Raw genomic sequence first — 26,122 nt, 5'->3', positions numbered from 1 at the left:
GGCCGCGCGTCGCCGGCGGCCGCCGGACGGCGCGGTGGCCGGACGTGGGGCGAGGCGGACCCGGCGTGACGGGCGGCCGGACAGGCATCGGGAGGTGGCGATGAGCGAGGACCGCAGGCTGGACGTGCTGCGCGCGATCGTGGAGGACTACGTCGCCACCCGCGAGCCCGTCGGCTCGCGCGCGCTCGTCGAGCGGCATGCGCTCGGCGTCTCGCCGGCCACCATCCGCAACGACATGGCCGCGCTCGAGGAGTCCGGCTACATCGTGCAGCCGCACACCTCCGCCGGCCGGGTGCCGACCGACAAGGGCTACCGGCTGTTCGTCGACCGGCTCGCGACCGTCAAGCCGCTGTCCGCCCCGGAGCGGCGGGCCATCGAGACCTTCATGGAGGACGCGGCCGACCTGGACGACGTGGTCGACCGCGCCGTCCGGCTGCTCGCCCAGCTCACCCACCAGGTGGCCGTCGTGCAGTACCCGTCGCTGCGGCGCACTGCCCTGCGGCACGTCGAGCTCGTCCCGGTCGGCGACCGGCACCTGCTCGTCGTCATCATCACCGACCACGGCCGCGTGGAGCAGCGCACGCTGGAGCTGGCGGACCCGCTGGACGAGGCCGTCGTGGCCCGGCTGCGGGTCCGGCTCAACGTGGCGGCAGCCGGCCGGCGCCTCGCCGAGCTGGACGCCGTGCTGTCCGGGCTGTCCGACGAGTTCGAGCCCGTCGCGGCCCCGCTGGTGCGCGCCGTCGTCGCCGTCGTGGAGGACACGCTGGCCCGCGAGAGCGAGGAGCGCGTGGTGCTGGCCGGCACCGCGAACCTCGTGCGGGGCGGCGGCCAGGACTTCGCCCGCACCATCAGCCCCGTGCTGGAGGCGCTGGAGGAGCAGGTCGTGCTGCTGCGGCTGCTGACCGAGATGGCCGAGGACGAGGCCGCCGTGGCCGTCCGCATCGGCCGGGAGACGCAGCACGAGGGCCTGGTGGAGACCTCGTTCGTCACCACCGGCTACGGCGGGCCCGGTGACGGCGGCGGTGCCGCTGTCGCCCGCATCGGATCGGTCGGCCCGCTCCGCATGGACTACCCCGGGACCATCGCGACGGTGCGTGCCGTCGCCCGCTACCTGTCCCGGATCCTCGCCGGGTGACCGGCCCCGACCGCACGCCCCGCGCCCGCCCCCGCGGCGCCCCCGACCCGCGTCGACGCGCGCGACCGACAGGAAGTGACGAGTGAGCGACTACTACGAGGTGCTCGGCGTGGACCGCGACGCCACGCCCGAGCAGATCAAGAAGGCCTACCGCCGGCTGGCGCGCGAGCTGCACCCGGACGTGGCCGGCGCCGACGCCGCGTCGGAGGAGCGGTTCAAGGACGTCTCCCGGGCGTACGACGTGCTCTCCAACCCGGAGAAGCGCCGCATGTACGACATGGGCGCCGACCCGTCGTCCCCGGGCGGCGGCATGGGCGGGGGCTTCGGCTTCCAGGACATCTTCGAGACGTTCTTCGGTGCCGCGGCGGGGGGCGGTGCGCAGCGCGGCCCGATCCCGCGGGCGCGCCGCGGGCAGGACGCGCTCGTGCGGCTCGACATCGACCTCGCGGAGGCCACGTTCGGCACGCACCGCGAGGTGCCGGTCGACACGGCGGTGGTCTGCCCCACCTGCGGCGGCACCTGCTGCCGTCCCGGCACGTCCCCGCGCACCTGCGACGTGTGCGGCGGGCGCGGCAGCGTCCAGCGCGTCGCGCGCTCGTTCCTCGGCCAGGTCATGACGTCGCAGCCGTGCGCGGCCTGCCACGGGTTCGGCACCGTCATCCCCGAGCCCTGCACCGAGTGCGCCGGCGAGGGGCGCGTCCGGTCGCGCCGGGTCCTGGAGGTCGACGTCCCCGCGGGTGTCGACACCGGCACGCGCATCAAGCTCACGGCGCAGGGCGAGGTCGGCCCGGCGGGCGGCCCGGCCGGCGACGTGTACCTGGAGATCCGGGAGCGCCGCCACGAGACGTTCGTCCGGGAGGGCGACGACCTGCACTGCACGCTGCAGGTCCCGATGACGGCGGCGGCGCTCGGCACGGTGCTCACGCTGGAGACGCTGGACGGCCCCCAGGAGGTGGACCTGCGTCCCGGTACGCAGCCCGCCCAGGTGGTCACGCTGCGCGGGCTCGGGGTCGGCCACCTGCACGCCGGCGGCCGCGGCGACCTGCACGTGCACGTGGACGTCCAGGTGCCGACCGCGATGGACGACGAGCAGGCGGAGCTGCTGCGCCGGCTCGCGGCGCTGCGCGGCGAGGAGCGCCCGGAGGCGCGGCTGAGCGCGTCGGCGCCGGGGGTGTTCGCGAAGCTGCGCGACAAGCTCGCCGGACGCTGACGCGTGACGGCACCCGTCTTCCTGGCCGAGCCGGGCGGCCTCGCCGCGCTCGCCCCCGGCGACCTGTACCTGCTCGACGGCACCGAGGGGCGGCACGCGGGCGTCGTGCAGCGGCGTGCGCCGGGGGAGCGCGTCGACGTCGTCGACACGGCCGGCGTGCGGCTGGTCGGCGAGGTCGAGCACGTGGGCCCCGAGGGCGTGCACCTGCGCGTCCAGGAGGTCGTCGTGGAGGCGGTGCCCGCGCCGCGGCTCGTCCTGGTGCAGGCCCTCGCGAAGGGCGACCGGGACGAGCTGGCGATCGAGGCGGCCACGGAGGTCGGCGCCGACGGCGTCGTGCCGTGGCAGGCCGAGCGGTCGGTCGTCGTGTGGCGCGGGGACCGGGCGGCGAAGAGCCGGGCGCGCTGGCTCGGCACCGTCCGCACCGCGGCGAAGCAGGCCCGCCGGGCGCACGTGCCCGAGGTGGAGCTCGCGCTGGACTCCCCGGCGCTGGCGCGGCGGGTCGGCGACGTGGTGGCCGCGGGCGGGGCCGCGCTGATGCTGCACGAGGAGGCGACGGTGCCGCTGGCCGAGGCCGGGCTGCCCGCCGCCGGCACCGGGACGGACGTCCTGGTCGTCGTCGGCCCGGAGGGCGGCATCTCGGAGCGGGAGGTCACGGCGCTGGTCGGCGCCGGGGCCGTCACCGTCCGGCTCGGGCCGCACGTGCTGCGCACGTCGACGGCCGGTCCTGTGGCCCTCGGGCTGCTCGCGCAGCGGCTCGGCCGCTGGGGCTGAGGCGCCCGCCCGGGACGTCGGTCCTGGGCCGTACGTCTCATCCGTGACCTGCGTCACGGTCCTAGCGTCGAAGGTGGCAGCGAAGGCGCTCTCACCAGGGAACCGACCGTGAACACTGACGTACGGACCGGCAACGACGACCTCGCGGCGGGGGCAGCAGCACCTCGCCGCACCTCCCGGCGCTCCCGGCGCCTGCCCGTGCTGGGCGGGGCCGCCGGCGCGCTGACCCTCCTGCTCGCCGGGTGCGGCGAGGCCGGCGCGGGTGCCGGCGGCGGCGCCGGATCGGGCGCCGGCGCGGGCGCCGTGCACGGCGGCGAGGCGAGCCTCGTGCTGCCCGACCTCGGCGCCGTGACCGTGCTCGGCGGCGTCTCCGGGCGCCTGCTGCTGGGCCTCGGCCTGGTGGTGTGCGTGCTGGGGCTGGCCTTCGGCGTCGCGTCGTACGTGCAGCTCCGGCGCCTGCCGGTGCACGCGGCGATGCGGGAGATCTCCGAGCTCATCTACTCCACCTGCAAGACGTACCTCACGCAGCAGGGCCGGTTCCTCATGCTGCTGTGGGTGTTCATCGCCGCGGTGATCGTCGTGTACTACAAGGCGCTCGTCGGCTTCGAGTGGGGCCGGGTCGCGATGATCATCGCCTTCAGCCTGCTCGGCATGGCGGGGTCCTACGCGGTGGCGTGGTTCGGCATCCGCGTCAACACGTTCGCCAACTCCCGGACGGCGTTCGCGTCGCTGCGGGGCCGGCCGCTGCCGGTGCACCGCATCCCGATGAAGTCGGGCATGTCGATCGGCATGGTGCTCATCAGCCTCGAGCTGTTCATGATGCTCGTGATCCTGCTGTTCCTGCCCGCGGACGTGGCGGGCGCGTGCTTCATCGGGTTCGCGGTCGGCGAGTCGCTGGGCGCCTCGGCGCTGCGCATCGCGGGCGGCATCTTCACCAAGATCGCGGACATCGGCTCCGACCTCATGAAGATCGTCTTCAAGATCAAGGAGGACGACGCCCGCAACCCCGGCGTCATCGCCGACTGCACGGGTGACAACGCGGGCGACTCCGTCGGCCCGAGCGCGGACGGGTTCGAGACCTACGGCGTGACCGGCGTGGCGCTGGTGACGTTCGTGCTGCTGGCCGTCGACGACCCGGCGGTGCAGGCGACGCTGCTGGTGTGGCTGTTCGTCATCCGCGCGGTCATGGTCATCGCGTCCGCCGTGTCCTACCTGGCCAACGACGCCTGGACCCGCCGCCGCTACGCCACGGCCGACCGCATGGACTTCGAGAAGCCGCTGACGTCGCTGGTGTGGCTGACCTCGCTGGTGTCCATCGTCTTCACCTACGTGACGACCTGGGCGGTGCTCGGGCACCTCGAGGGTGCCGGGGACGGGCTGTGGTGGAAGGTCGCGGCGATCATCTCCTGCGGCACGCTGGCCGGCGCGCTCATCCCGGAGCTCGTCAAGGTGTTCACCTCGACCAACAGCCGCCACGTGCGCGAGGTCGTCACGTCCTCGCGCGAGGGCGGCCCGTCGCTCAACATCCTGTCGGGCCTCGTCGCCGGCAACTTCTCGGCCTACTGGCTCGGCATCACGGTGGTCGGCCTCATGGGCGGCGCGTTCCTCATCAGCGAGCAGGGCCTCGGCGACCTCATGGTCGCGCCGGCGGTGTTCGCGTTCGGCCTCGTCGCGTTCGGGTTCCTCGGCATGGGCCCGGTGACCATCGCGGTCGACTCCTACGGCCCGGTCACGGACAACGCCCAGAGCGTCTACGAGCTGTCGCTCGTGGAGGAGCTGCCGGGCGCCGCCGAGCAGATCGACACCGAGCACGGGTTCCTGCCCCAGTGGGAGAACGCCAAGCGGATGCTCGAGGAGAACGACGGCGCCGGCAACACGTTCAAGGCGACGGCGAAGCCCGTCCTCATCGGCACCGCCGTCGTGGGCGCGACCACCATGATCTTCTCGATCATCGTGGCGCTCACGCAGGGCCTCACCACCGGCCTGGAGAACCTGTCGCTGCTGCACCCGCCGTTCCTGCTGGGTCTCATCACCGGCGGCGCCGTGATCTTCTGGTTCACCGGCGCGTCCATCCAGGCGGTCACGACCGGCGCGTACCGCGCGGTGGAGTTCATCAAGGGCAACATCAAGCTCGACGGCAGCACCCGGGCGTCCGAGGAGGACTCCCGGCGGGTCGTGGAGATCTGCACCCAGTACGCCCAGAAGGGCATGCTGACGATGTTCCTCGCGATCTTCTTCGCCACGCTGTCGTTCGCGTTCGTGGAGCCGTTCTTCTTCATCGGCTACCTGGTGTCGATCGCGGTGTTCGGCCTCTACCAGGCGATCTTCATGGCGAACGCCGGCGGCGCGTGGGACAACGCGAAGAAGATCGTCGAGGTCGACCTGCACGCCAAGGGCACCGCGCTGCACGACGCGACGATCGTCGGCGACACGGTGGGCGACCCGTACAAGGACACCTCCTCCGTCGCGCTCAACCCGGTCATCAAGTTCACGACGCTGTTCGGCCTGCTGGCGGTCGAGCTCGCGGTGAGCCTCACGGACGACGGGCGCGGCACCCTGGTGCACGTGCTGGCGGCGGTGTTCTTCGTCGTCTCGGCGTACTTCGTGTACCGGTCGTTCTACGGGATGCGCATCGGGTCGGCGCCGGTCGGGGACGCGGAGCCCGTCGAGCCGGCCGAGCCCGCCGGCGGCGACGCGGGCACGGGCGACCGCGTGGACGACCGTGACGCCACCGCGGACCGGTCGGCCGGCGACGGCCTGCCCCGCCAGGCGGCGACCGAGCGCGACGTCCTGCCCGACGACGTCCCGGCCGGCGCCGACGAGCTGGTCGAGTCCGAGGGGCGGTGACCGGCCGTGCGCGTCGCCGTCAAGCACGACGCGGTCCTCGTCGGGCCTGACGGGCAGGTCGCGGGGCACGACGCCGCGGCCACGCTCGTCCGGCGGCTGCTGCGGGTGTTCCCGGGGTCGGTGCTGGTCGGCCCCGGGCCGCGGCGGTGCGCGGGGTTCGACATGCTGCCGCTGGAGTTCCTCGACGGCGACGGCACCGTGGTCGTGACGATGGACGTGCTGGACTCGGTGCAGGTGTGGCAGACGCTGCGCGCCGGGGGGTGCGAGCGGCCGCAGATCATGAACTTCGTGTGGTGGGACGCCACCCGCTACCCGCACGACGTGGAGCGCGCGGCCCTGGCGCTGTCGTGCGCGCTGTTCCCGACGTTCGCCAACTCCGCCCGCACCGCGTCGGAGATCCGCGAGCTGGTGGCCCGCAGCACCGTGCCGGCGCTGGGGGAGCGGGCGCGCATCGCCTGGGTGAACCTCGGGTTCCGCGTCGACCACATCCGGCCGCGGCGGGAACCGCCGGTCCCGGTCGTGCTGTACCCGGCGATCTACGTCTCCGAGCGCAAGCAGCCGCGGCTGTTCCTCGAGGTCGTCGACCGCGTGCACAAGCGCACGCCGATCCGGGTGGAGGCCCGCCTGCACGAGTCGCACCTCGTCTCCGAGACCGCGATGCGGATGTCGGAGCGGGACTGGTGCTGGGTGGGCCCGCTGACCGCCAGCCGCGACTCGTACTGGGAGGCGCTCGCGCGCACCACGGCGTTCCTGGCGACCGCGACCGAGGAGTCCTACGGGCTGGAGTACGTGGAGGCGCTCGCGGCCGGTGCCGTCGGGGTGTTCCCCGACCTGCCCTGGGCGCGGGCCCTGCTGCCCGAGGGGTACCCGTTCTGCTACCGGACGCCGGACGAGGCGGTCGACCTGCTGCACCGCGCCGTCACCGACACCGCGCGCTGCCGCAAGGAGCTCGACGCGGTGGCCGGCGGGTCGTTCGTGCAGTGGCTGATGACGCACCACGACGACGACTCGTTCGACCGCGCGGTGACCGAGCGGGTGGAGGAGTGGTTCGGGGCCGCCCGCTGAGCGCTCCCGTCCCGGACGCGGCGGAGGCCCGCACCCCGAGCGGGGTGCGGGCCTCCGGCACGTCGTGCCCGGTGCGCGGGGGCTCAGCCCTGCCGCAGCTCCAGGTAGCGCGCGATGAGGGCGCGCGTCGACGGGTCCTGGCCCCCGAGCGCATCCGCGTCGCCCTCGACCGCCGGGGCGATCTCCAGCGCGAGCTTCTTGCCGAGCTCGACGCCCCACTGGTCGAACGAGTCGATGCCCCACACCACGCCCTGCACGAACGTGATGTGCTCGTACAGCGCGATGAGCTGGCCGAGCACCGACGGCGTGAGGGACGGCGCCAGGATCGACGTGGTCGGGCGGTTGCCGCTGAACACGCGGGCCGGGACGATCGCCTCCGGCGTGCCCTCGGCGCGCACCTCGTCGGCCGTCTTGCCGAACGCCAGCGCCTTGGTCTGCGCGAAGTAGTTCGCCAGGAACAGCGCGTGCACGTCGGTGTCGCCGTCCTTCAGCGGGTGCGCGGGGTTCGCGACCGCGATGAAGTCCGCCGGGATCAGCCGGGTGCCCTGGTGGATGAGCTGGTAGAACGCGTGCTGGCCGTTGGTGCCGGGCTCGCCCCAGAACACCTCGCCGGTCTGCGTCGTGACCGGCGTGCCGTCCCAGCGGACGGACTTGCCGTTCGACTCCATGGTGAGCTGCTGCAGGTACGCCGGGAACCGGTGCAGGTACTGCGCGTACGGCAGGACGGCGTGCGTGTGCGCGTCGAGGAAGTTCACGTACCAGACGTTGAGCAGGCCCATGAGGACCGGCACGTTCTGCTCGAACGGCGTGGTGCGGACGTGCTCGTCGACGGCGTGGAAGCCCTCGAGGAGCTCGCCGAACGCGTCCGGGCCGATCGCGATGGCGAGCGACGTGCCGATGGCCGAGTCGACGGAGTAGCGGCCGCCGACCCAGTCCCAGAACCCGAACGCGTTCTGCGGGTCGATGCCGAACGCCGCGACCTTGTCGAGCGCCGTCGAGACCGCCACGAAGTGCTTGGCGACCGCGCCGGTGCGGGCCTCCTCGGTGTCCTCGATCGCGCCGGCGGCGACCAGCCCGCGCCACAGCCAGTCACGGGCCAGGCGCGCGTTGGTCAGCGTCTCCAGGGTGCCGAACGTCTTGGACGCGACGATGAACAGCGTCGTCGTCGGGTCCAGGTCCTTCGTCTTCTCGGCGATGTCCGTCGGGTCGATGTTCGACACGAACCGGACCTCGAGGCCCTCCTGCACGTACGGCTTGAGCGCCTCGTACGCCATGACGGGGCCGAGGTCCGAGCCGCCGATGCCGATGTTGACGACGGTCGCCACCCGCTCGCCGGTCACGCCCGTCCACTCGCCGGAGCGGACCTTCTCCGCGAACGCGGCGACCTTGGCGAGCACCTCCTGCACGTCCGCGTCGACGTCCTGGCCGTCCACGACCAGCGGCGGCTCGGCGTCCGCGGGGCGGCGCAGGGCCGTGTGCAGCACCGCGCGGTCCTCGGTGACGTTGATGTGCTCGCCGGCGAACATCGCGTCCAGGCGGGCCTTCAGGTCGACCTGGTCGGCCAGCGCCAGCAGCAGGGACAGCGTCTCGTCGGTGACGAGGTTCTTCGACAGGTCGACGGTGAGGTCCGCCACCTGGCGGGTCAGGCGGTCCGCGCGCTCCGGGTCGGCGGCGAACCAGCCGCGCAGGTCCGGGGTCAGCGCGTCGCGGTGCGCGGTCAGGGCGGTCCAGGCGCCGGTGGTGGTGGCGTCGACGGGTGCAGTCACGGGGAGTCCCTCTCGGAAGCAGATCCAACGGGGACCACCGTATCCGCGCGGCGACCCCGGGCGAGCGGGACCGTCGGCCCCGCGGGCGGCCGACTCAGCCGCCCAGCGCCTCGCGCACCAGCGGCGCCACGCGCGTGCCGAGCAGCTCGATCGCCCGCAGGCTCTCCCGCTGCGGCACGCCGGACAGGTCCATCTGGAAGATCTGCCGGTCGTGGCCGAGCGCGCCGTGCAGGGCGACGATCCGCTCCGCGACCTCCTCGGGCGCCCCGACGAAGTACGCCCCGCCCTTGGCGGCCTGCGACTCGAACGCGATGCGGTTGGGGATCGCGAAGCCGCGCTCGGACGCGATGCGCCGCATGGAGTCGAGCCAGTACGGGAAGAAGAACTCGCGCGCCGCGCGGCCGTCGTCGGCCACGAACCCCATCCCGGCGACCTCGACGCGTCGCGTGGCCGGGTCGTGGCCGGCCTCCTCGTGGGTGCGCCGGTAGAGCTGCACGAGCCCGGCGAAGTCCGCGGGGCGGCCCCCGATGATCGCGTAGGACACCGGCAGGCCGAGCAAACCCGCGCGCTCGGAGGACGCGGGGTTGCCGCCGGTCGCGATCGCGATGCGCAGGTGCTCGCCGAGGCCCGGCTTGTCGAGCGGGCGCGGCAGGACGTCGACGCCCTGCAGCGGCGGGCGGAACCGGCCGGACCACGTCACCGGGTTGCCGCGGTCGATGCGCAGCAGCAGGCGGATCTTCTCCTCGAACAGCGCGTCGTAGTCGTCGAGCGAGGCACCGAACAGCGGGTACGACTCGATGAACGACCCGCGGCCGGCCAGCAGCTCCACCCGCCCGCCGGACAGCAGGTCCATCGTCGCGAACTGCTGGTACACCCGCACCGGGTCCTCCGTGGACAGCACCGTCACGGCGCTGCCGACGCTGATCCGCTCCGTCTGCGCGAGCGCGGCGGCGATGACGGTGGCGGGGGAGGAGATGGCGTAGTCGGGCCGGTGGTGCTCTCCGACGCCGACGTGGTCGAGCCCGACCTGCTCGGCGAGCCGCACGCGCTCCAGCACGTCGCGCAGCCGCTGGGCGGGGGAGGTCACCGCGCCGGTGACCGGGTCGGGGTGGATGTCGCCGAAGGTGTACAGACCGAGCTCCATGGCAGGTGGAGCGCTCGCGGCGCCGCGGGCATTCCGGGAGGCGGATGTCAGGGCGGTGAACGGCCGGTCACGATGTGGTCACGGTCACAGGAACTGCTTGACGGTAGTTAGTAAGGAAGGTCTACTAACAAACATGTCGGCGACAGAGACGACGCGGACGACGCGTCCCGGGGCACCCGCACCGCGGGGGGTGGGGCGCGCGCTGCGGCCCACCACCAAGGTGCTCCCCGAGCACGCCCGGGCGCACAACCGCGCGCTCGTCCTGCAGCACCTGTTCCACGAGGGGCCCTCCTCGCGCGCCGACCTCGCCCGCAGCACCGGCCTCACCCGGGTCACCGTCTCCGACCTCGTGTCCGTCCTCATCTCCGAGGGCCTCGTGCAGGAGCTCGGACTCCGGCCGGAGGGCCGCGTCGGCAAGCCCGCGACGCTCGTCGGGATGCGCACCGAGGAGTTCCACGTCGTCGCCGTGGACCTGGCGGACGACGCCAGCCTGCGCGGCGCCGTCATGACGCTCACCGGCGCCGTCGTCGCGCGCCGCGCCGTCTCGCTCGACGGGCGCACCGGGGACGCGGCCGTCGCCGTGCTCGAGGACCTGTGCCGCGAGCTGCTCGCCGCGGCCGACCGGCCCGTCGTGGGTGTCGGCATCGGGTCGCCCGGCGTCATCGACCCCACCGGCCTCGTCGTGGCCGCCCCCAACCGCGGCTGGTACGACCTGCCCCTGGCCGCGCTGCTCACCGAGCGCCTCGGCGTGCCGGTGCAGGTCGCCAACGACGCGAACGTCCACGCGCTGGGGGAGTACACCTACGGCGGCGCGACCGGCACCGGCCTCATGGTCGTCACCGTCGGGCAGGGCGTCGGCGCCGGCATCGTCCTGGACGGCGCGCTCGTGCGCGGCCGGGCCGACGCGGCCGGGGAGATCGGGCACGTGACCGTGGTCGACGACCGCGACGTCCGCGCCGGCGACCCGCTGCCGCAGCCCTGCGCGTGCGGGCGCGAGGGCTGCCTGGAGACCCTGCTCTCCCTGCCCGCCCTGCGCCGCGCCACGGCCGGCCGCACCCCCGAGGAGTCCGACGCGGTGCTCGCGTCGGTCGGACGGAAGCTGGGCATCGCCCTGGCTCCCGTCGTCAGCGCGCTCAACCTCGCCGAGGTCCTGCTCTCCGGTCCCCCGGAGCTGCTCGACGGAGCCCTCAGGGTGGAGGCGCTCGCCACCGTCCGGGCCCGGACCATGCCCCTGCTGGGGCAGGACCTCGTGCTGCGGATGGGCTCGCTGGACGAGGACGGGGCGCTCTCCGGCGCCGCGGCGCTCGTGCTGTCCGGTCAGCTCGGGGTCACGTGACGACCCCGAGCCGACCGCTTGCAGTGCCGGTACCACCACCCCGGCGACGCCCGGACGGGCCTCGCCTCGCATCAGGGAGGAACACCAACGTGAAGATCGTACGGATGGCAGCCGTCGGTGTGGCGGCGACGCTCGCGCTCACGGCGTGCTCGTCGGGCGACGACGGCGGCTCGACGTCGTCGGACGGCACCCCCGAGGCCGCGGACATCACCCTCTGGCTCGCCGGCGCGGACACGCCCGACGAGCTGCGCGACTACCTCAAGACGACGTTCGAGGAGGAGAACCCCGGCTCGACGCTCACCATCGAGGAGCAGGAGTGGGGCGACCTCGTCACGAAGCTGACCACCGCGCTGCCGGACGCCGAGAACACCCCCGACGTCGTCGAGATCGGCAACACGCAGTCGCCGACCTTCACCACGATCGGCGCGTTCCGCGACCTGACCCCGCTGTACGACGAGCTCGGCGGTGACGACCTGCTGCCCTCGTTCGTCGAGGTCGGCAAGGCGGACGGCAAGAACTACGCGCTGCCGTACTACTTCGGCTCGCGCTACATGTTCTACCGCAAGGACATCTGGTCGGCCGCGGGCCTCGAGCCGCCGACGACCCTCGCCGAGTTCTCCGAGGACGTCACCAAGCTCCGCACCGACTCGCAGTCCGGGTTCGCCATCGGCGGCCAGGACTGGCGCAACGGCATCTCGTGGGTGTTCGCGAACGGCGGCGAGCTCGCCACCGAGGACGGCGGCGAGTGGACCTCCACGCTGTCCGACCCGAAGACGATCGAGGGCCTCGAGCAGTGGCAGGCCGTGTACGAGGGCTCGTCCAACGTGCCGGCCACCGAGCGCGACGTCGCCTACTGGGACTTCCTCAACGACGGCACCGACGGCGCAGCGCCGGCCGCCGCGACGATCATGGCGCCGGGCTGGGCCCGCTGGTCCATCGGCGACCTGACGACGAACGACGCCGGCGAGGAGGTCCGCGACGGCATGGCGGACACCGACAAGTTCGGCATCTTCGCGCTGCCGGGCGCGGACGGCGGCCTCGCGCCGGTGTTCGCGGGCGGCTCGAACATCGCGATCTCGGCGAAGTCCCAGCACCCGGAGCTGGCCGAGAACCTCATGCGGATCATCTTCTCGCCCGAGTACCAGCAGATGCTCGGCGAGAACGGCCTCGGGCCGGCCAACTCGCAGTACGTCTCCTCGCTCGGCGACGACGAGTTCGCGCAGACGATGATCGACACCGCCGCGGCGTCCAAGCTCACCCCGGCGGCGCCGGGCTGGGCCGCGGTCGAGGCGGCGTTCGTCTACGAGGAGCTGTTCCAGAAGATCGCCGAGGGCGGTGACGTGACCGAGCTCGCCGCGCAGTACGACGAGCAGATCACGCCGATGCTGAACGGCCGGTGACCGACCGCCGGCCGCGGGGACCAGCGCCCCGCGGCCGGCGCCGGCCGGCACGTCGCCCGTCAGGAGAGAACGCATGTCCACCACCGAGGCGCGCCCCGCGCCCCCCGCCGCCTCCCCGGCCGCGCCGCCCGCGGCCCGCCGGCGCCGCGGCCCCCGCGCCACCCCGTACGTCCTGCTGGTGCCCGCCGTCGCCGTCCTGCTGCTCGGCATGGGCTACCCGCTGTTCTGGCAGGTCGTCACGTCGCTGCAGGAGTTCGGGCTCGCGCAGCAGTTCGGCCAGCCGCCCACCTTCGTCGGCCTCGACAACTACGCCCGCATCTTCAGCGACGACGCGCTGTGGGCGGTCGTCGTGCGGTCCGTCGCCTTCTGCCTCGTCAACGCGTTCGTCACCGTCGGCATCGGGGTGCTGCTCGCGCTGCTCATGAAGGCCGTGCACCCCGTCGTGCGGGTCGTGCTCCAGGTCGCCCTGCTGCTCGCGTGGGCGATGCCGCTCGTCGCCGCCGTCACCGTCTGGAAGTGGCTGTTCGACTGGCGCACCGGCGTCGTCAACTGGCTGCTCGTGCAGGTCGGCTTCGACTCGTACGCCGGGCACTCGTGGCTCGCGCAGCCGCTGTCGTTCTTCTTCGTCGCCACCGTCGTCATCGTCTGGATGTCGGTGCCGTTCGTGGCGCTGTCCGTCTACGCCGCGCTCACGCAGGTGTCCGACGAGGTGCTCGAGGCCGCCCGCATCGACGGCGCCCGGCCCGCGCAGATCTTCTGGTACGTCACCATGCCGCTCGTGCGGCCCGTGCTGTCGATCGTGCTGCTGCTGCAGATCATCTGGGACCTGCGGGTGTTCGCGCAGATCCGCCTGCTGCAGGACAGCGGCGCCCCGGTCAGCGAGACGAACCTGCTGGGCAACTTCATCTTCGAGCTCGGCATCGGCCGGCAGGACTTCGCGGGCGCGGCGGCGGTGTCGATCTTCGTGCTCGCGCTCACCGTGCTGCTCAGCTGGCCCTACGTCCGCAGCCTGCTCAAGGAGGACCGATGAGCTCCGTCGAGACCGGCGCCGCCGCGCCGGCCCGCCCCGTGGCCGCGGGGGCCGCCCGCGGCGGGACCCCGGCCGTGCCGGTCAGCCGGCGCCCCGCCGCGCGACCCCGCCTGCGCCGCCGCCTCGGCCGCGTGCTGCTCGGCGCACTCGGCATCGCGGTCGCCGCCCTGTGGGCGTTCCCCGTCTACTGGATGGTGCTGTCCGCGCTGACGCCCGACGCGCGCCTGCGGTCCGCGACACCGTCGTTCCTGCCGACCAGCCCGACGCTCGCCAACTTCCGCTCGGTGCTCGAGGGCGGCTCGTTCGGGTCGGCGCTGCGCATGAGCCTCGCGATCACCGGCACGACCGTGGTGGCCGTGCTCGTGTTCGCGTTCCTGGCCGCGCTGGCCATCAGCCGGTTCCGCTTCCGCGGGCGGCTGACGTTCGTCGTGGCGGTGCTGTTCGTGCAGATGCTGCCCGCCGAGGGCCTGTTCATCGCGCAGTACAAGATGCTGTCGACCGCCGGGCTGCTCAACAGCGTCATCGGCGTCTCGGTGCTGTACACCGCGGCCGTCGTGCCCTTCACCATCTGGATGCTGCGCGGGTTCGTGGCCGGCGTGCCCATCGAGCTCGAGGAGGCCGCGATGGTGGACGGCCTGTCGCGCACCCGGGCGTTCCTGCGGATCACGTTCCCGCTGCTGGCTCCCGGGCTCGTGGCGTCCGGGGTGTACGCGTTCCTGCAGGCGTGGAACGAGTTCACCGTCGCGCTGGTCGCCCTGCCCGCGGAGTCCGCGCGCACGCTGCCGCTGTGGCTGCGCTCGTTCCTGGCCGCCAGCACCAACCGCGGCGTCGACTGGGGCGAGGTCATGGCGGCGTCCACGCTCATCGCCGTGCCCGTCATCGTGTTCTTCCTCGTCGTCCAGGGCAGGATGACCTCGGGGCTCGTGTCCGGAGCGGTGAAGGGCTGACGTGGACGAGGTGATCACGCGGTCCCGGGCGAGCGGCCCGGGGCCGGCAACGACCGGCGCGTCCGCCGGCTGGTCCGTCGGGCTCGACGTCGGCGGCACCAAGACGCTCGGCGTGCTCGTGGACCCCGAGGGCACCAGCGGACCCGGGCTGCGGCTCGCGTCGCGCCCCGGGGGGGACGCCGTCGCGGCCACCGCCGCCGAGGCCGTGCACCGGCTGGTCGCGGACGCCGGGCTCGCCGTCGCCGACCTCGCGGGCGTCGGCATCGGCCTGCCCGGCATCGTGGATCCCGGCGCCGGGCGCGTCGAGCACGCCGTCAACCTCGGCATCGAGGGCTCCGTCCCGCTGGCCGCGCAGGTGTCCGGCCTGCTGGACGGCGTGCCGGTGCGGCTCGAGAACGACCTCAACGTCGCCGCCGTCGGCGCCGCGCACCTGCTGCCCGACCCGGCGCCCGACCTGGCGTTCCTCGCGCTCGGCACCGGTCTCGCGGCGGGCCTCGTGCTGGACGGCCGGCTGCGGCGCGGCGCGAGCGGCGTGGCCGGGGAGATCGGGCACCTCGTGCACGTCCCCGGCGGGCTGCCGTGCCCGTGCGGCCAGCGCGGCTGCCTCGAGCAGTACGCGTCCGGCAGCGCGCTCGGCGCCGCGTGGCCGACGTCCGACGGACGGCCCGCGCCGGTCGCGCTGTTCGAGGCGGCCGAGGCCGGGGACCCCGCGGCGCTCGCGGTGCGGGCCCGGTTCGCCGACGCGCTCGCCGCCGCGGTGCGGGTGCTGCTGCTGACCACCGACGTCGCGCACGTCGTCGTGGGCGGCGGCGTCAGCGAGCTCGGCGCGCCGCTGCTCGCCGTGCTGCGCGACGAGCTGGACCGACAGGCCAGGGACTCCGCGTTCCTGGCCGCGATGCAGATGGCGGAGCGGGTCACCCTCGCGCCGCGTGGAGTACCGGTGGGTGCCGTCGGCGCCGCACTGGTCGGACGGAGGGAGTCCTGATGGAGGTCGTCATCGCGCCCGGGCCCGAGCTGGCCCGCCTCGCGGCGGACACGATCGAGCGGGTGCTGCGCGCCCGCGCCGCGGAGGGGCGGCACGCGGTGCTCGGCATCGCCACCGGGTCCAGCCCGCTCGCGGTCTACGACGAGCTCGCGCGGCGGCACACGCAGGAGGGCCTGTCGTTCGCGGGCGTGCAGGCGTTCATGCTCGACGAGTACGTCGGGCTCGCCGCCGACCACCCCGAGCGGTACCGCAACGTCATCGAGACGGAGTTCGCCTCCCGCGTCGACATCGACCCCGCCGACGTCCACGGCCCCGACGGGCTCGCGGAGGACATCCCCGCGGCCTGCGCGGCGTACGAGGCCGCCATCGCGGAGTCCGGCGGCGTCGACGTGCAGATCCTCGGCGTCGGCACCGACGGGCACATCGCGTTCAACGAGCCCGGGTCGTCGCTGGCGTCCCGCACCCGCATCAAGACGCTGACGCGCCAGACCCGCGAGGACAACGCCCGGTTCTTCGGCGGCGACGTCGCGCAGGTGCCGACGCACTGCCTCACGCAGGGGCTCGCGACCATCATGTCCGCGCGGCACGTCCTGCTGCTCGCGACCGGCAAGCACAAGGCCGAGGCCGTGCACCAGCTCGTCGAGGGCCCCGTCAGCGCCATGTGGCCCGGCACCGTCCTGCAGCACCACCCGCACGCCACGGTCCTCGTCGACGAGGCGGCGGCGAGCCGCCTCCAGCTCGCGGCGTACTACCGCGAGACCTTCGCCGCCAAGCCCGCCTGGCAGACCATCTAGCCCCACCCCGCGTCGCCCCGGGTCGCCCGCCCCGCCCGCCCCGCACCCGTCAGGTCGTCAGCTGCGGCCGAGGTCGTCAGCTGGACATGACGACCTCGGCCCGACCTGACGACCTCGGTCCGACCGGGTGGCCGCGGCGCGACCGACGGTCTCCTCGTGTGGCGGGTCGAGGGTGCGGCGGCGTCGTCCACAGGCCGTGCACCCCGCCTGGCCCAGGGTGACGCCGGGCGGGCAGAGTGGCGCGATGTCAGACGTGGAGACGGGACGGCCGGTGGCGGGCGCACGGCGTGAGCCGCTGCCGAGCCTGGTCCTCGCGCAGGGGGAGGACCAGGCACGGCTGCGTCGGCTGCGTCGTGATCCGGCGTGGACGAAAGTCGGCCGGGGCGCGTACCTGCCGCCGCCGCCGGCCGAGCGGACCCCGGCGGAGCGGGACCGCCGTGCGGCCCTGGCTCGTGTGCGGGCCGTGCACGAGCGTCGGACGGCGACCGGGTGGTTCAGCCACCAGACCGCCGCGCTGCTGTGGGGTTGCGACCTGCTGGACGTGCCCTCGACGACCCACCTGGTCCAGCGCTCGAGGCCCTCCGACCACGGCGACGCCTCGGTGGCGCGACACCACGGGACCGTGCCGGTCGGCGAGCAGGTCGTGCTCGACGGGCTCCCTGTCACGAGCCTGGAACGCACCGTCGTCGACTGCGCCTGCCTCCTCGACCCTCCTGCGGCACTCGTCGTCGCCGACTCGGGCCTGCGCATCGGGGCGGACCCGGAGCGGATCGACGCCCTGCTGCGGGCTCGGGCCGGTCGTCGCGGAGCTGCCCGCGCCCGCGGGGTGCTCGACCTGGCCGATGCGCGGGCGGAGTCGCCGGGTGAGTCCTTGACCCGGTGGCACCTGCTGCGGGCCCGGCTCCCCGCGCCAGACCTGCAGGTCCCGCTCCCGACCCGTCTGGGGTTGTTCCGCGGCGACCTCGGGTGGGACGAGCCGCGCGTGGTCGTGGAGTTCGACGGGTTCGTGAAGTACTCCGGGGCATACGGGAGCACTGCGCCTGACGCGGTGTTCGCCGAGAAGAGACGTCAGGACGCGATCGAGGAGGCCGGCTGGCGAGTCCTGCGCGTCACCTGGTCCGACCTTCGCGACCCGGCGGCGCTGGCGGGCAGGGTGCGGCGCGCGCTCGGTCGGGGCGACCGCGACGGGCGGCGGGTCCCCGCGGCCGCGAGGTCGTCATCTCGGGCCGAGGTCGTCAGGCCGACCTGACGACCTCGGCCCCATGTGACGACCTCGCCGGGCTGAGGAGCGGGGCCGGGCGCGGGGGGCGGGGGTGGGCGCGGGGGGTGTGGGGGTGGGGGGTCGTACGATGGCGGGCATGAGTGAGCCCCTGCCGCCGAGCACCGAGCCGGACCGACTGTCGGAGCCGGGCGGCGGGTCGACGGGGCTCCTCGAGCGCGTCGAGCAGGAGCAGGCCGTCGAGCCGGGCGACCACGAGCGCTTCGCGCACTACGTGCGCAAGGAGAAGATCATGGAGTCGGCGCTGTCCGGCAAGCCCGTGGTCGCGCTCTGCGGCAAGGTGTGGGTCCCCGGGCGGGACCCGAACAAGTTCCCGGTGTGCCCCGTCTGCAAGGAGATCTACGAGGGTCTGCGCGAACCGCAGGACGGCGGGGACGGCGACAAGGGGTCCGGCGGTGGGGGACGCCGCTGGGGCTTCGGCCGCGGCAAGGGCTCGGGCGACTCCTCCGGCGGACAGTGAGCGCCGCGGAGCGCCCCTCGTCCTCATCCGCCTCGCACGCCTCAACGTCGGCAGCATCGCAGCTGCCGCCGGCGTTCCCCGGGCGTGCGCCGTGGGGGACGGCGGGCAAGCTGCGCGCCTGGCAGGCCGAGGCGCTCGAGCAGTACCTGACGACGTCGCCGCGGGACTTCCTGGCGGTCGCGACCCCGGGCGCCGGCAAGACGACGTTCGCGCTGCGGATCGCCACGGAGCTGCTGCAGGCGCGGATCGTGCGCCGCGTGACCGTGGTCGCGCCGACGGAGCACCTCAAGCACCAGTGGGCGGACGCGGCGGCCCGCGTCGGCATCAAGCTGGACCCGAACTTCAAGAACGCGCAGGGCCGGCACGGTCACGGGTTCGACGGCGTCGCGCTGACGTACGCGGGCGTGGCGTCGAAGCCGGCTCTGCACGCCGCGCGCACCACCGCGGCGCCGACGCTGGTGATCCTCGACGAGGTGCACCACGGCGGTGACGCGCTGTCCTGGGGCGACGCGGTGCGGGAGGCGTTCGAGGGCGCGACGCGGCGCCTGGCGCTGACCGGCACCCCGTTCCGCAGCGACACGGCCGCGATCCCGTTCGTCGAGTACGAGCGCGGCGTGGACGGCATCCGGCGCAGCCGCGCGGACTACACGTACGGCTACTCCGAGGCGCTGCGCGACCACGTCGTCCGCCCGGTGCTGTTCCTCACCTACTCGGGCTCGATGCGCTGGCGGACGAAGGCCGGCGACGAGGTCAGCGCCCGCCTGGGCGAGCCGCTGACCAAGGACATGACCGCGCAGGCGTGGCGGACGGCCCTCAACCCGGACGGCGAGTGGATCCCGTCGGTGCTCGCCGCGGCCGACCGCCGGCTGACGGAGGTGCGGCGCACGGTGCCGGACGCCGGGGCCATGGTCATCGCGACCGACCAGACGGACGCCCGCGCGTACGCCGGCCACCTGGCCCGGCTGACGGGGGAGTCGCCGACCGTCGTGCTGTCCGACGACGACGGGGCGAGCGCCCGCATCGACGAGTTCTCCGCGTCGGAGTCCCGCTGGCTGGTGGCCGTGCGGATGGTCTCGGAGGGCGTCGACGTCCCGCGGCTCGCCGTCGGCGTGTACGCGACGAGCACCGCGACGCCGCTGTTCTTCGCGCAGGCCGTCGGGCGGTTCGTCCGCGCCAGGCGCCGCGGGGAGACCGCCTCGGTGTTCCTGCCGAGCGTCGCACCGCTGCTGGCCCTGGCGAACGCGCTGGAGGTCGAGCGCGACCACGCCCTGGACCGGCCGCTGACCGCGGAGGAGCAGGGCGAGGGATACAACCCGGAGGACGCGCTGGTCGCGGACGCGAACCGGTCGGAGAAGGCCTCGGACGCCCTGCAGGGCACGTTCGAGGCGCTCGAGGCGCAGGCGTCGTTCGACCGCGTGCTGTTCGACGGCGGCGAGTTCGGCACGGGCGCGGACGTCGGCTCGGAGGAGGAGCTGGACTTCCTCGGGCTGCCCGGCCTGCTCGACCCGGACCAGGTGACGACCCTGCTGCGGCAGCGCCAGGCCAGCCAGGTCAACGCCCGCCGGAGCAAGGGGCAGCCGGAGCCGGACCGCGCCGAGATGGACCACCGGCGGCAGGCGGAGCTGCGCAAGGAGCTCTCCCAGCTGGTGGGCGCCTGGTCGCGCCGGAGCGGGCAGCCGCACGGCGCGGTGCACGCCGAGCTGCGTCGCCGCTGCGGCGGCCCGGAGGTCCCGCTGGCGGACCCGGCGCAGCTCGAGGCGCGGGTGTCGATGGTCCGGGGCTGGTTCGTCGGCAAGCGCTGACTCCCGGTATCCGTGCAGGTCAGCGCGCTGCTACTACCACGGTTCGGCCGGCGCGCAACCGCTGCTCCCGGCGTGCGGACCGCGCTGACCGGTGAGAACGTCGTCCCCGTGACAGACGTCCGCCGGGTCGACCGGCGGACCACGGAGCAGGGGGACGAAGGGAGATCGTCAGATGCCCACGTGGCTCATCCTCATCATCATCGGTGTGGTCCTGCTGATCCTGGGCGTCGCGGTCGAGGCCGCGAAGTTCCTGCTCTGGATCGGTATCGCGGTGCTCGTCGTGAGCCTGATCCTCGGCCTGGTGCGCCGCGGAGGCTCGCGGGTCTAGCCCGCCACCGCCGGTAGCCGGTGCCCGCGTCCCCGTCCCGGGGGCGCGGGCACCGTTGCGTCCGGGCCCGTGCCGTCAGCGGCCCGTGCCGTCCGGGCCCCGCGCCCGGGCTCAGACCGTCAGCGTCACCGTGGGCAGCGCCGCCTCGTCGGCCGACAGCCGCCGGGCCCCGCGGGGCAGCTCGTCCCGGGACGCGGCGTGGCGGGCGGCGGCCGCGGCGACACCGTCCGCGCCCGTCCAGCCCGGCTGCACCGCGCCGTCCACGACGAGCGGCACGACGAGGCCCCGCAGGTCGTCGGAGTCCGGCGCCCAGGCCCGCACCGCGTCGTCGCCGCCGCTGATCACGACCTCGGCGACCGCCCGCCCGTCGCCGTCCAGCCGCCGTGCCGCGGTCTTGCGGCCCCCGGTGGACGTCTTGGCGGTCGAGGCCTTGGCCACCGGGGCGAGCCGGCCGTCGGCGCCCTCGCGGGCCACGAGCTTGTAGACCATGCCGCACGTGGGCGCGCCGGACCCGGTGACCAGCGACGTGCCGACCCCGTAAGAGTCCACCGGTGCGACAGCGAGCGCGGCGATCGCGTACTCGTCGAGGTCGGACGTGACGACGATGCGCGTGTCCCGGGCACCGAGCGCGTCGAGCTGGGCGCGCACCTCCTGCGCGAGCACGCCGAGGTCCCCGGAGTCGAGCCGCACCGCCCCGAGCCCCGGGCCGGCGGCCGCGACGGCCCGCTCGACGCCGCGTCGCACGTCGTAGGTGTCGACCAGCAGCGTGGTCCCGGCGCCGGCCGAGGCGACCTGTGCCGCGAAGGCGGCCTCCTCGTCGTCGTGCAGCAGCGTGAAGGCGTGCGCGGCCGTGCCGATCGTGGGGATCCCGTAGCGCCGGCCGGCCTCGAGGTTCGACGTCCCGGCGAACCCGGCGACGGCGGCGGCTCGCGCGGCGGCGACCGCGGCCTGCTCGTGGGCGCGCCGGGCACCCATCTCCAGGCACGGCCGGCCGATCGCGGCGCTCGTCATGCGGGACGCGGCCGACGCCACGGCGGAGTCGTAGTTGAGGACGGACAGCACGACGGTCTCCAGCAGCACCGCCTCGGCGAAGCTGCCCTCGACGGTCAGCACGGGGGAGTGCGGGAAGAACATCTCCCCCTCCGCGTACCCCGTGATCGTCCCCGTGAACCGGTAGTCCGCGAGGTACTCCAGCGTGGTGTCGTCGACGACGCCCTCGCGCGCGAGCCAGCCGAGCTCCTCGGGCCCGAAGCGGAAGTCCGCCAGCGCCTCGAGGACGCGGCCGGTGCCCGCGAGCACGCCGTAGCGCCGCCCGTGCGGCAGGCGCCGCGTGAACACCTCGAAGACGCAGCGGCGCTCGGCCGTCCCGTCCGCGAGGGCGGCCTGCAGCATGGTGAGCTCGTACCGGTCGGTCAGCAGGGCGGTGCTCGACGTCATGGGCACACGGTAGGCGCGCGGGGGCGGCGTCGCCGCCAGGGAACCTAGAGTGGTCCGGTGTCCGTGGAGATCGCACCCGAGGAGACCGCCCACGCCGAGGGCGCCGTCGCCGAGCCCTGGGTGACGGTCGTCTGGAACGACCCGGTCAACCTCATGTCGTACGTCACCTACGTGTTCCGCTCGTACTTCGGCTACCCGCAGGCGAAGGCGGAGAAGCTGATGCTCGAGGTGCACGAGCAGGGCCGGTCGGCAGTGTCCACCGGCAACCGCGAGCAGATGGAGGTCGATGTGCAGGCGATGCACGGGTTCGGGCTGTGGGCCACGCTCCAGCGGGGCGACGCGTAGGTGCGCGCGTTCCGGCGGGAGGGCGACGACCTGGTGGCGGAGGTCGACGCCGGGGAGCGCGAGGTGCTGGCGACGGTCGTGGCGGACGTGGCGGAGCTGCTGGGCGACCGCCCGGGCGGCGCGGGGGGCCGGGGCGGCGACGTCGACGGGGATCCCGACCCCGGCGGCCCCTCCGACGCGCTCGAGGAGCTGCACCTGCGCCTCGACCCGCTGCCCGCGCCGGACGACCCGGCCGTCCACCGGCTGCTGCCCGACGCGTCCCGCGACGACCCCGAGGTGACCGCGGAGTTCCGCCGGCTGACCGAGGACGACCTGCGGGCGCGCAAGCTCGCGCGGCTGCGCGCGCTGCACGACGCGCTCGTGGGCGGCACGACGGCCGGCGCGACCCCCGGCACGACCGACCCCGCCGCGCGCGGGGACGGCGGCCCGGCCGACCGCGGCCCGGCGCCCACGGGGCGGCACCTGGCGGGCACGGTCGTCCGGGTGCCGCGCGGGCGGGCCGCGGAGCTGGCGGCGACGCTCACCGACGTCCGGCTGGTGCTCGGGGAGCGGCTCGGGGTGGCCGACGAGGACGCGAGCGAGCGGCTCGAGCAGGAGGTCGTGCACGGCGACCCCGCCCCGGACGACCACGCGGCGCAGGCCCGGCAGTACCTCGGCTCCGTGTTCCTCGCGCTGGGCTGGTGGCAGGAGACGCTCATGGCGTGCCTGCTCGCGGACCTCCCGGGCGCCCCGGAGCACGACGACGACCCGGGGCGGGACTAGGATCGAGGGCGTGAACGACGCACCCATCGGGATCTTCGACTCGGGGGTGGGCGGTCTCACCAACGCGCGGGCGATCATCGACCAGCTCCCGCACGAGTCGGTGCTCTACATCGGCGACACCCTCAACACCCCGTACGGACCGAAGCCGCTCGCGGCGGTCCGCGCCCACGCCCTCGAGGTGATGGACGACCTGGTGGACGCGGGCGTGAAGATGCTCGTCATCGCGTGCAACACGGCGTCCTCCGCGGTGCTGCGCGACGCCCGCGAGCGGTACACGCTGCGCAAGGGCCTGCCGGTCGTCGAGGTGATCCTCCCGGCGGCGCGGCGCGCGGTCGCCGCGACCCGCACCGGCCGCATCGGCGTCATCGGCACCAAGGCGACGATCGAGTCGCGGGCCTACGACGACGCGTTCGCCGTCGCCCCGGGCGTGCAGCTCACGACGCAGGCGTGCCCGCGGTTCGTCGAGTTCGTCGAGGCGGGCGTGACCTCCGGTCCCGAGCTGCTGAGCGTGGCGAGCGAGTACCTGCAGCCCGTCAAGGACGCGGGCGTCGACACGCTGGTGCTGGGCTGCACGCACTACCCGCTGCTCACCGGCGTGATCTCGTACGTCATGGGCGAGGACGTCACGCTCGTGTCCTCGGCCGAGGAGACCGCGAAGGACGTCTACCGCACGCTCGTCGCGCACGACCTGGAGCGGGACCCGGCCGCGGGCCCGCCGCAGCACCGGTTCCTCGCCACCGGCGACCCGGACTCGTTCGCGCACCTCGCGCGGCGGTTCCTCGGCCCCGAGGTGCAGCACGTGGAGGCGCGCGGCGCCCTGCGCTGAGGGCCGGGTGACGAGCGCCACGTCCGGGGCGGGACCGTCGACCGCCCGCCGCGGCGACCTGCACGGCATCATGGCACCCGGACCGCCGAGGGTCGTCGGTCCTGCCGGTCATGCAGGGGAGAGGTGCCGATGAGGCTGGTCGTCGTGGGCAGTGCCGGGTCGTTCCCGGGCCCGGACTCCGCCGCGTCCAGCTACCTGGTCCAGGCCGAGGGCCCGGACGGCGAGGGCGGCACCCGCACGTGGAGCGTGCTGCTCGACCTCGGCAACGGCGCGCTCGGGCCCCTGCAGCGGCACCTGGAGCCGGCGACGCTCGACGCGGTCGCGATCAGCCACCTGCACGCCGACCACGTCGCCGACGTCGTCGTGCTCGGCGTGATGCTGCGCTACGACCCGCGGGGCTGCCGCACGGCGCCGCTGCCGCTGTTCGGTCCGGACGGCACCGCCGAGCGCCTCGCGCAGCTCTCCGGCCACGACCCGGCCACCGACACCGGCGCGCACCTGGCGCTGCGCACGTGGCGGGCGGGCGAGGCCGTCCGGGTCGGTCCGCTGACGATCGAGCCCGTCCCCGTCGAGCACCCCGTGCCCGCGTTCGGGTTCCGGGTGTCCGGCCCGTCGTCCGTCCACCCGGGCCGGACCGTCACGCTCGGGTACACCGGCGACACCGACGAGTGCCCGGGGCTGGACGCGATCGCCCGCGACGCGGACCTGCTGCTCGCGGAGGCCGCGTACCTGGAGTCGTCGGACGCCCCCCGCGGCGTGCACCTCACGGGGCTGCGCGCCGGACGTGCCGCGCAGCGGGGCCGCGCGCGCCGGCTGCTGCTCACCCACCTGGTCGCCTGGAACGACCCGCGGGCCAGCCTCGCGGAGGCGGCCGGCGCGTACGACGGGCCGCTCGACCTGGCCCGGCCGGGCACGGTCGTCGACCTCTGACCGCGCGGCGCCCCCGGCGCTCCGGGCTACCCTCGGGGGCATGACCACCGAGCCCACCACCTCGACGTCCGCCGTGCCCGCGACCCCGCGCGCCGACGGTCGCACCCCGGACGCGCTGCGGCCGATCGCGATCACCCGCCGCTACCTCGACGCCGGCGAGGGCAGCGTGCTCGTGGAGTTCGGCGGGACCAAGGTGCTGTGCGTCGCGTCGTTCACCGCCGGCGTCCCGCGCTGGCGCAAGGGGTCGGGCGAGGGCTGGGTCACCGCGGAGTACGCGATGCTGCCGCGCTCCACCACCACCCGGTCGGACCGGGAGTCGGTGCGCGGGAAGATCGGCGGCCGCACGCACGAGATCTCCCGCCTGATCGGCCGCTCGCTGCGCGCGGTCGTGGACGTCGCCGCGCTGGGCGAGAACACGATCGTGCTGGACTGCGACGTGCTGCAGGCCGACGGCGGCACGCGGACCGCGGCCGTGACCGGCGCCTACGTGGCGCTCGCGGACGCCGTGGCGTGGGGCGTCGCGCAGAAGCAGGTGGACCGCAGGCGCACCGTGCTGCGGGACTCCGTCTCCGCCGTGAGCGTCGGCATCGTGGACGGCCGCCCCGTGCTGGACCTGCCGTACGTCGAGGACGTCCGCGCCGAGACGGACATGAACGTCGTGGTCACGGGCTCGGGCTCGTTCGTCGAGGTGCAGGGCACGGCCGAGCACGCGCCGTTCGACCGGGCGGAGCTGGACGCGCTGCTCGACCTGGCGCTGGTCGGCACCGGTGAGCTCGCGCGCGTCCAGGCGGAGGTGCTGGCGCTGCCGGTGGCGGACGGCCCCGTCACGGTGCGCGGCGGCTCGGCGGCGCCGGGCCCGGTGGTGCCCGCGTGACCGCGCCCGCCCGCCTCGTCCTGGCGACGCACAACGCCCACAAGCTGACCGAGCTGCGGGCGATCCTCGTCCCGGCGCTGCCCGGCCTGGACCCGGCGTCCGTGGTGGGCGCGCGCGACGTCGGCGCCCCGGAGCCCGTCGAGGACGGCGTGACGTTCGCGGAGAACGCCCTCATCAAGGCGCGCGCGCTGGCCCGGCACACCGGCCTGCCCGCCGTCGCGGACGACTCCGGGCTGTCGGTGGACGTGCTCGGCGGTGCCCCCGGCATCTTCTCGGCGCGCTGGGCCGGCCGGCACGGCGACGACCGCGCGAACCTCGACCTGCTGCTCGCGCAGCTCGCCGACATCGCGCCCGAGCACCGCGCGGCGCGGTTCACCTGCGCGGCGGCCCTCGTCACCCCGGACGGCGCCGAGCACGTGGAGCTCGGGCACCTGCGCGGCACGCTCGCGCGGGAGCCGCGGGGGGAGCACGGCTTCGGGTACGACCCGGTGCTGGTGCCCGAGGGGGAGACGCGCACGTGCGCGGAGCTGACGCCGGACGAGAAGAACCGCATCTCGCACCGCGGCCAGGCGTTCCGGGCGCTCGTGCCCGCCGTGGTCGCGGTGCTCGCCGGGGCGCCCGCGGGCGGTCCGGCGGCCGGCGGCTGAGC

The 26,122-nt window shown here is 74.6% G+C and carries 24 protein-coding genes; 21 read left to right on the top strand and 3 right to left on the bottom strand.

The features are described from left to right. The first annotated feature begins 100 nt into the window (after window positions 1-100). The 5 genes from hrcA (at window position 101) to P9841_RS04295 (ending at window position 7,028) form a co-directional block, all read left to right on the top strand. Entirely contained in the window at window positions 101-1,135 is a 1,035-nt protein-coding gene (gene hrcA / locus P9841_RS04315; RefSeq protein ID WP_283320858.1) for a heat-inducible transcriptional repressor HrcA, read from the top strand. An 82-nt stretch (window positions 1,136-1,217) separates the two neighbouring features. Continuing rightward, window positions 1,218-2,345 carry a molecular chaperone DnaJ gene (dnaJ, locus tag P9841_RS04310; protein WP_283320857.1) on the top strand — a complete coding sequence of 376 codons (1,128 nt, stop codon included), beginning with the start codon at window positions 1,218-1,220 and terminating at the stop codon, window positions 2,343-2,345. Between the two features lie 3 nt (window positions 2,346-2,348). After that, window positions 2,349-3,116, top strand: a complete 768-nt coding sequence (locus tag P9841_RS04305; protein ID WP_283320856.1) for a 16S rRNA (uracil(1498)-N(3))-methyltransferase — start codon at window positions 2,349-2,351, stop codon at window positions 3,114-3,116. Window positions 3,117-3,224: 108 nt separating this feature from the next. Next, on the top strand, window positions 3,225-5,963 hold the full coding sequence (locus P9841_RS04300) for a sodium-translocating pyrophosphatase (RefSeq protein ID WP_502848443.1): 2,739 nt from the start codon (window positions 3,225-3,227) through the stop codon (window positions 5,961-5,963). 6 nt (window positions 5,964-5,969) lie between these two features. Beyond that, complete coding sequence (locus P9841_RS04295) at window positions 5,970-7,028, top strand: glycosyltransferase family 1 protein (protein ID WP_283320855.1); 1,059 nt, start codon at window positions 5,970-5,972, stop codon at window positions 7,026-7,028. 83 nt (window positions 7,029-7,111) lie between these two features. On the opposite strand, the gene pgi is transcribed toward P9841_RS04295, so the two are convergent. Then, a complete protein-coding gene (pgi, locus tag P9841_RS04290; RefSeq protein WP_283320854.1) occupies window positions 7,112-8,794 on the bottom strand; it encodes a glucose-6-phosphate isomerase in 1,683 nt (560 codons plus the stop codon). Between the two features lie 94 nt (window positions 8,795-8,888). Continuing rightward, window positions 8,889-9,938, bottom strand: coding sequence for an LLM class flavin-dependent oxidoreductase (locus tag P9841_RS04285; RefSeq protein ID WP_283320853.1), 1,050 nt, complete (start codon window positions 9,936-9,938; stop codon window positions 8,889-8,891). A 133-nt stretch (window positions 9,939-10,071) separates the two neighbouring features. Here P9841_RS04285 and P9841_RS04280 point away from each other — a divergent pair, with 133 nt between their 5' ends. The 10 genes from P9841_RS04280 to P9841_RS04235 all read left to right on the top strand — a co-directional run bounded on the left by P9841_RS04280 (window position 10,072) and on the right by P9841_RS04235 (window position 20,299). Further along, window positions 10,072-11,274 carry an ROK family transcriptional regulator gene (locus P9841_RS04280; RefSeq protein ID WP_283320852.1) on the top strand — a complete coding sequence of 401 codons (1,203 nt, stop codon included), beginning with the start codon at window positions 10,072-10,074 and terminating at the stop codon, window positions 11,272-11,274. 104 nt (window positions 11,275-11,378) lie between these two features. After that, the gene (locus P9841_RS04275; protein ID WP_283320851.1) at window positions 11,379-12,674 is read left to right on the top strand and encodes an extracellular solute-binding protein; all 1,296 of its coding nucleotides are present in this window, start codon (window positions 11,379-11,381) and stop codon (window positions 12,672-12,674) included. A 73-nt stretch (window positions 12,675-12,747) separates the two neighbouring features. Continuing rightward, window positions 12,748-13,704 carry a carbohydrate ABC transporter permease gene (locus P9841_RS04270; RefSeq protein ID WP_283320850.1) on the top strand — a complete coding sequence of 319 codons (957 nt, stop codon included), beginning with the start codon at window positions 12,748-12,750 and terminating at the stop codon, window positions 13,702-13,704. Then, a complete protein-coding gene (locus tag P9841_RS04265) occupies window positions 13,701-14,651 on the top strand; it encodes a carbohydrate ABC transporter permease (RefSeq protein WP_283320849.1) in 951 nt (316 codons plus the stop codon). Before P9841_RS04270 ends, P9841_RS04265 begins: the two co-directional genes overlap by 4 nt. 1 nt (window position 14,652) lies before the next feature. Next, window positions 14,653-15,636, top strand: coding sequence for an ROK family protein (locus tag P9841_RS04260; RefSeq protein ID WP_349306924.1), 984 nt, complete (start codon window positions 14,653-14,655; stop codon window positions 15,634-15,636). Next, window positions 15,636-16,430 (top strand): glucosamine-6-phosphate deaminase, encoded by a 795-nt coding sequence (gene nagB, locus P9841_RS04255; RefSeq protein WP_283320848.1) that lies wholly within the window; start codon window positions 15,636-15,638, stop codon window positions 16,428-16,430. The genes P9841_RS04260 and nagB overlap by 1 nt, the downstream gene beginning before the upstream one ends. Window positions 16,431-16,674: 244 nt before the next feature. Further along, window positions 16,675-17,679 (top strand): PDDEXK family nuclease, encoded by a 1,005-nt coding sequence (locus tag P9841_RS04250; protein ID WP_283320847.1) that lies wholly within the window; start codon window positions 16,675-16,677, stop codon window positions 17,677-17,679. Window positions 17,680-17,788: 109 nt separating this feature from the next. Beyond that, entirely contained in the window at window positions 17,789-18,169 is a 381-nt protein-coding gene (locus P9841_RS04245; RefSeq protein WP_283320846.1) for a DUF3039 domain-containing protein, read from the top strand. Beyond that, the gene (locus P9841_RS04240) at window positions 18,166-19,971 is read left to right on the top strand and encodes a DEAD/DEAH box helicase (protein WP_283320845.1); all 1,806 of its coding nucleotides are present in this window, start codon (window positions 18,166-18,168) and stop codon (window positions 19,969-19,971) included. The genes P9841_RS04245 and P9841_RS04240 overlap by 4 nt, the downstream gene beginning before the upstream one ends. Window positions 19,972-20,143: 172 nt before the next feature. Beyond that, on the top strand, window positions 20,144-20,299 hold the full coding sequence (locus P9841_RS04235) for a hypothetical protein (protein ID WP_222171906.1): 156 nt from the start codon (window positions 20,144-20,146) through the stop codon (window positions 20,297-20,299). 111 nt (window positions 20,300-20,410) lie between these two features. On the opposite strand, the gene P9841_RS04230 is transcribed toward P9841_RS04235, so the two are convergent. Continuing rightward, the gene (locus P9841_RS04230; protein WP_283320844.1) at window positions 20,411-21,736 is read right to left on the bottom strand and encodes a nicotinate phosphoribosyltransferase; all 1,326 of its coding nucleotides are present in this window, start codon (window positions 21,734-21,736) and stop codon (window positions 20,411-20,413) included. 57 nt (window positions 21,737-21,793) lie between these two features. Here P9841_RS04230 and clpS point away from each other — a divergent pair, with 57 nt between their 5' ends. The 6 genes from clpS (at window position 21,794) to rdgB (ending at window position 26,120) form a co-directional block, all read left to right on the top strand. After that, entirely contained in the window at window positions 21,794-22,081 is a 288-nt protein-coding gene (gene clpS / locus P9841_RS04225; protein ID WP_283320843.1) for an ATP-dependent Clp protease adapter ClpS, read from the top strand. Then, on the top strand, window positions 22,082-22,843 hold the full coding sequence (locus P9841_RS04220; RefSeq protein WP_283320842.1) for a DUF2017 family protein: 762 nt from the start codon (window positions 22,082-22,084) through the stop codon (window positions 22,841-22,843). It begins immediately after the preceding gene. A 10-nt stretch (window positions 22,844-22,853) separates the two neighbouring features. Then, on the top strand, window positions 22,854-23,669 hold the full coding sequence (gene murI, locus P9841_RS04215; protein ID WP_283320841.1) for a glutamate racemase: 816 nt from the start codon (window positions 22,854-22,856) through the stop codon (window positions 23,667-23,669). A 129-nt stretch (window positions 23,670-23,798) separates the two neighbouring features. Continuing rightward, a complete protein-coding gene (locus P9841_RS04210) occupies window positions 23,799-24,599 on the top strand; it encodes an MBL fold metallo-hydrolase (RefSeq protein ID WP_283320840.1) in 801 nt (266 codons plus the stop codon). A 40-nt stretch (window positions 24,600-24,639) separates the two neighbouring features. Continuing rightward, window positions 24,640-25,473 carry a ribonuclease PH gene (gene rph, locus P9841_RS04205; RefSeq protein WP_283320839.1) on the top strand — a complete coding sequence of 278 codons (834 nt, stop codon included), beginning with the start codon at window positions 24,640-24,642 and terminating at the stop codon, window positions 25,471-25,473. Then, window positions 25,470-26,120 (top strand): RdgB/HAM1 family non-canonical purine NTP pyrophosphatase, encoded by a 651-nt coding sequence (gene rdgB, locus P9841_RS04200; RefSeq protein ID WP_222171913.1) that lies wholly within the window; start codon window positions 25,470-25,472, stop codon window positions 26,118-26,120. Before rph ends, rdgB begins: the two co-directional genes overlap by 4 nt. Window positions 26,121-26,122 lie beyond the last annotated feature (2 nt).

The organism is Cellulomonas sp. ES6, from assembly GCF_030053835.1.
Classification (GTDB): domain Bacteria; phylum Actinomycetota; class Actinomycetes; order Actinomycetales; family Cellulomonadaceae; genus Cellulomonas.
The sequence above is the reverse complement of the archived record's forward strand: the minus strand, read 5'-3'. Positions and strand labels throughout refer to the sequence as shown.

Coding starts and splice junctions, on each gene's coding strand:
- hrcA (WP_283320858.1), top strand. CDS start 101: ATGAGCGAGGACCGCAGGCTGGACGTGCTGCGCGCGATCGTGGAGGAC.
- P9841_RS04285 (WP_283320853.1), bottom strand. CDS start 9,938: ATGGAGCTCGGTCTGTACACCTTCGGCGACATCCACCCCGACCCGGTC.
- P9841_RS04280 (WP_283320852.1), top strand. CDS start 10,072: ATGTCGGCGACAGAGACGACGCGGACGACGCGTCCCGGGGCACCCGCA.
- P9841_RS04275 (WP_283320851.1), top strand. CDS start 11,379: ATGGCAGCCGTCGGTGTGGCGGCGACGCTCGCGCTCACGGCGTGCTCG.
- P9841_RS04270 (WP_283320850.1), top strand. CDS start 12,748: ATGTCCACCACCGAGGCGCGCCCCGCGCCCCCCGCCGCCTCCCCGGCC.
- P9841_RS04265 (WP_283320849.1), top strand. CDS start 13,701: ATGAGCTCCGTCGAGACCGGCGCCGCCGCGCCGGCCCGCCCCGTGGCC.
- nagB (WP_283320848.1), top strand. CDS start 15,636: ATGGAGGTCGTCATCGCGCCCGGGCCCGAGCTGGCCCGCCTCGCGGCG.
- P9841_RS04250 (WP_283320847.1), top strand. CDS start 16,675: ATGTCAGACGTGGAGACGGGACGGCCGGTGGCGGGCGCACGGCGTGAG.
- P9841_RS04245 (WP_283320846.1), top strand. CDS start 17,789: ATGAGTGAGCCCCTGCCGCCGAGCACCGAGCCGGACCGACTGTCGGAG.
- P9841_RS04235 (WP_222171906.1), top strand. CDS start 20,144: ATGCCCACGTGGCTCATCCTCATCATCATCGGTGTGGTCCTGCTGATC.
- P9841_RS04230 (WP_283320844.1), bottom strand. CDS start 21,736: ATGACGTCGAGCACCGCCCTGCTGACCGACCGGTACGAGCTCACCATG.
- P9841_RS04210 (WP_283320840.1), top strand. CDS start 23,799: ATGAGGCTGGTCGTCGTGGGCAGTGCCGGGTCGTTCCCGGGCCCGGAC.
- rph (WP_283320839.1), top strand. CDS start 24,640: ATGACCACCGAGCCCACCACCTCGACGTCCGCCGTGCCCGCGACCCCG.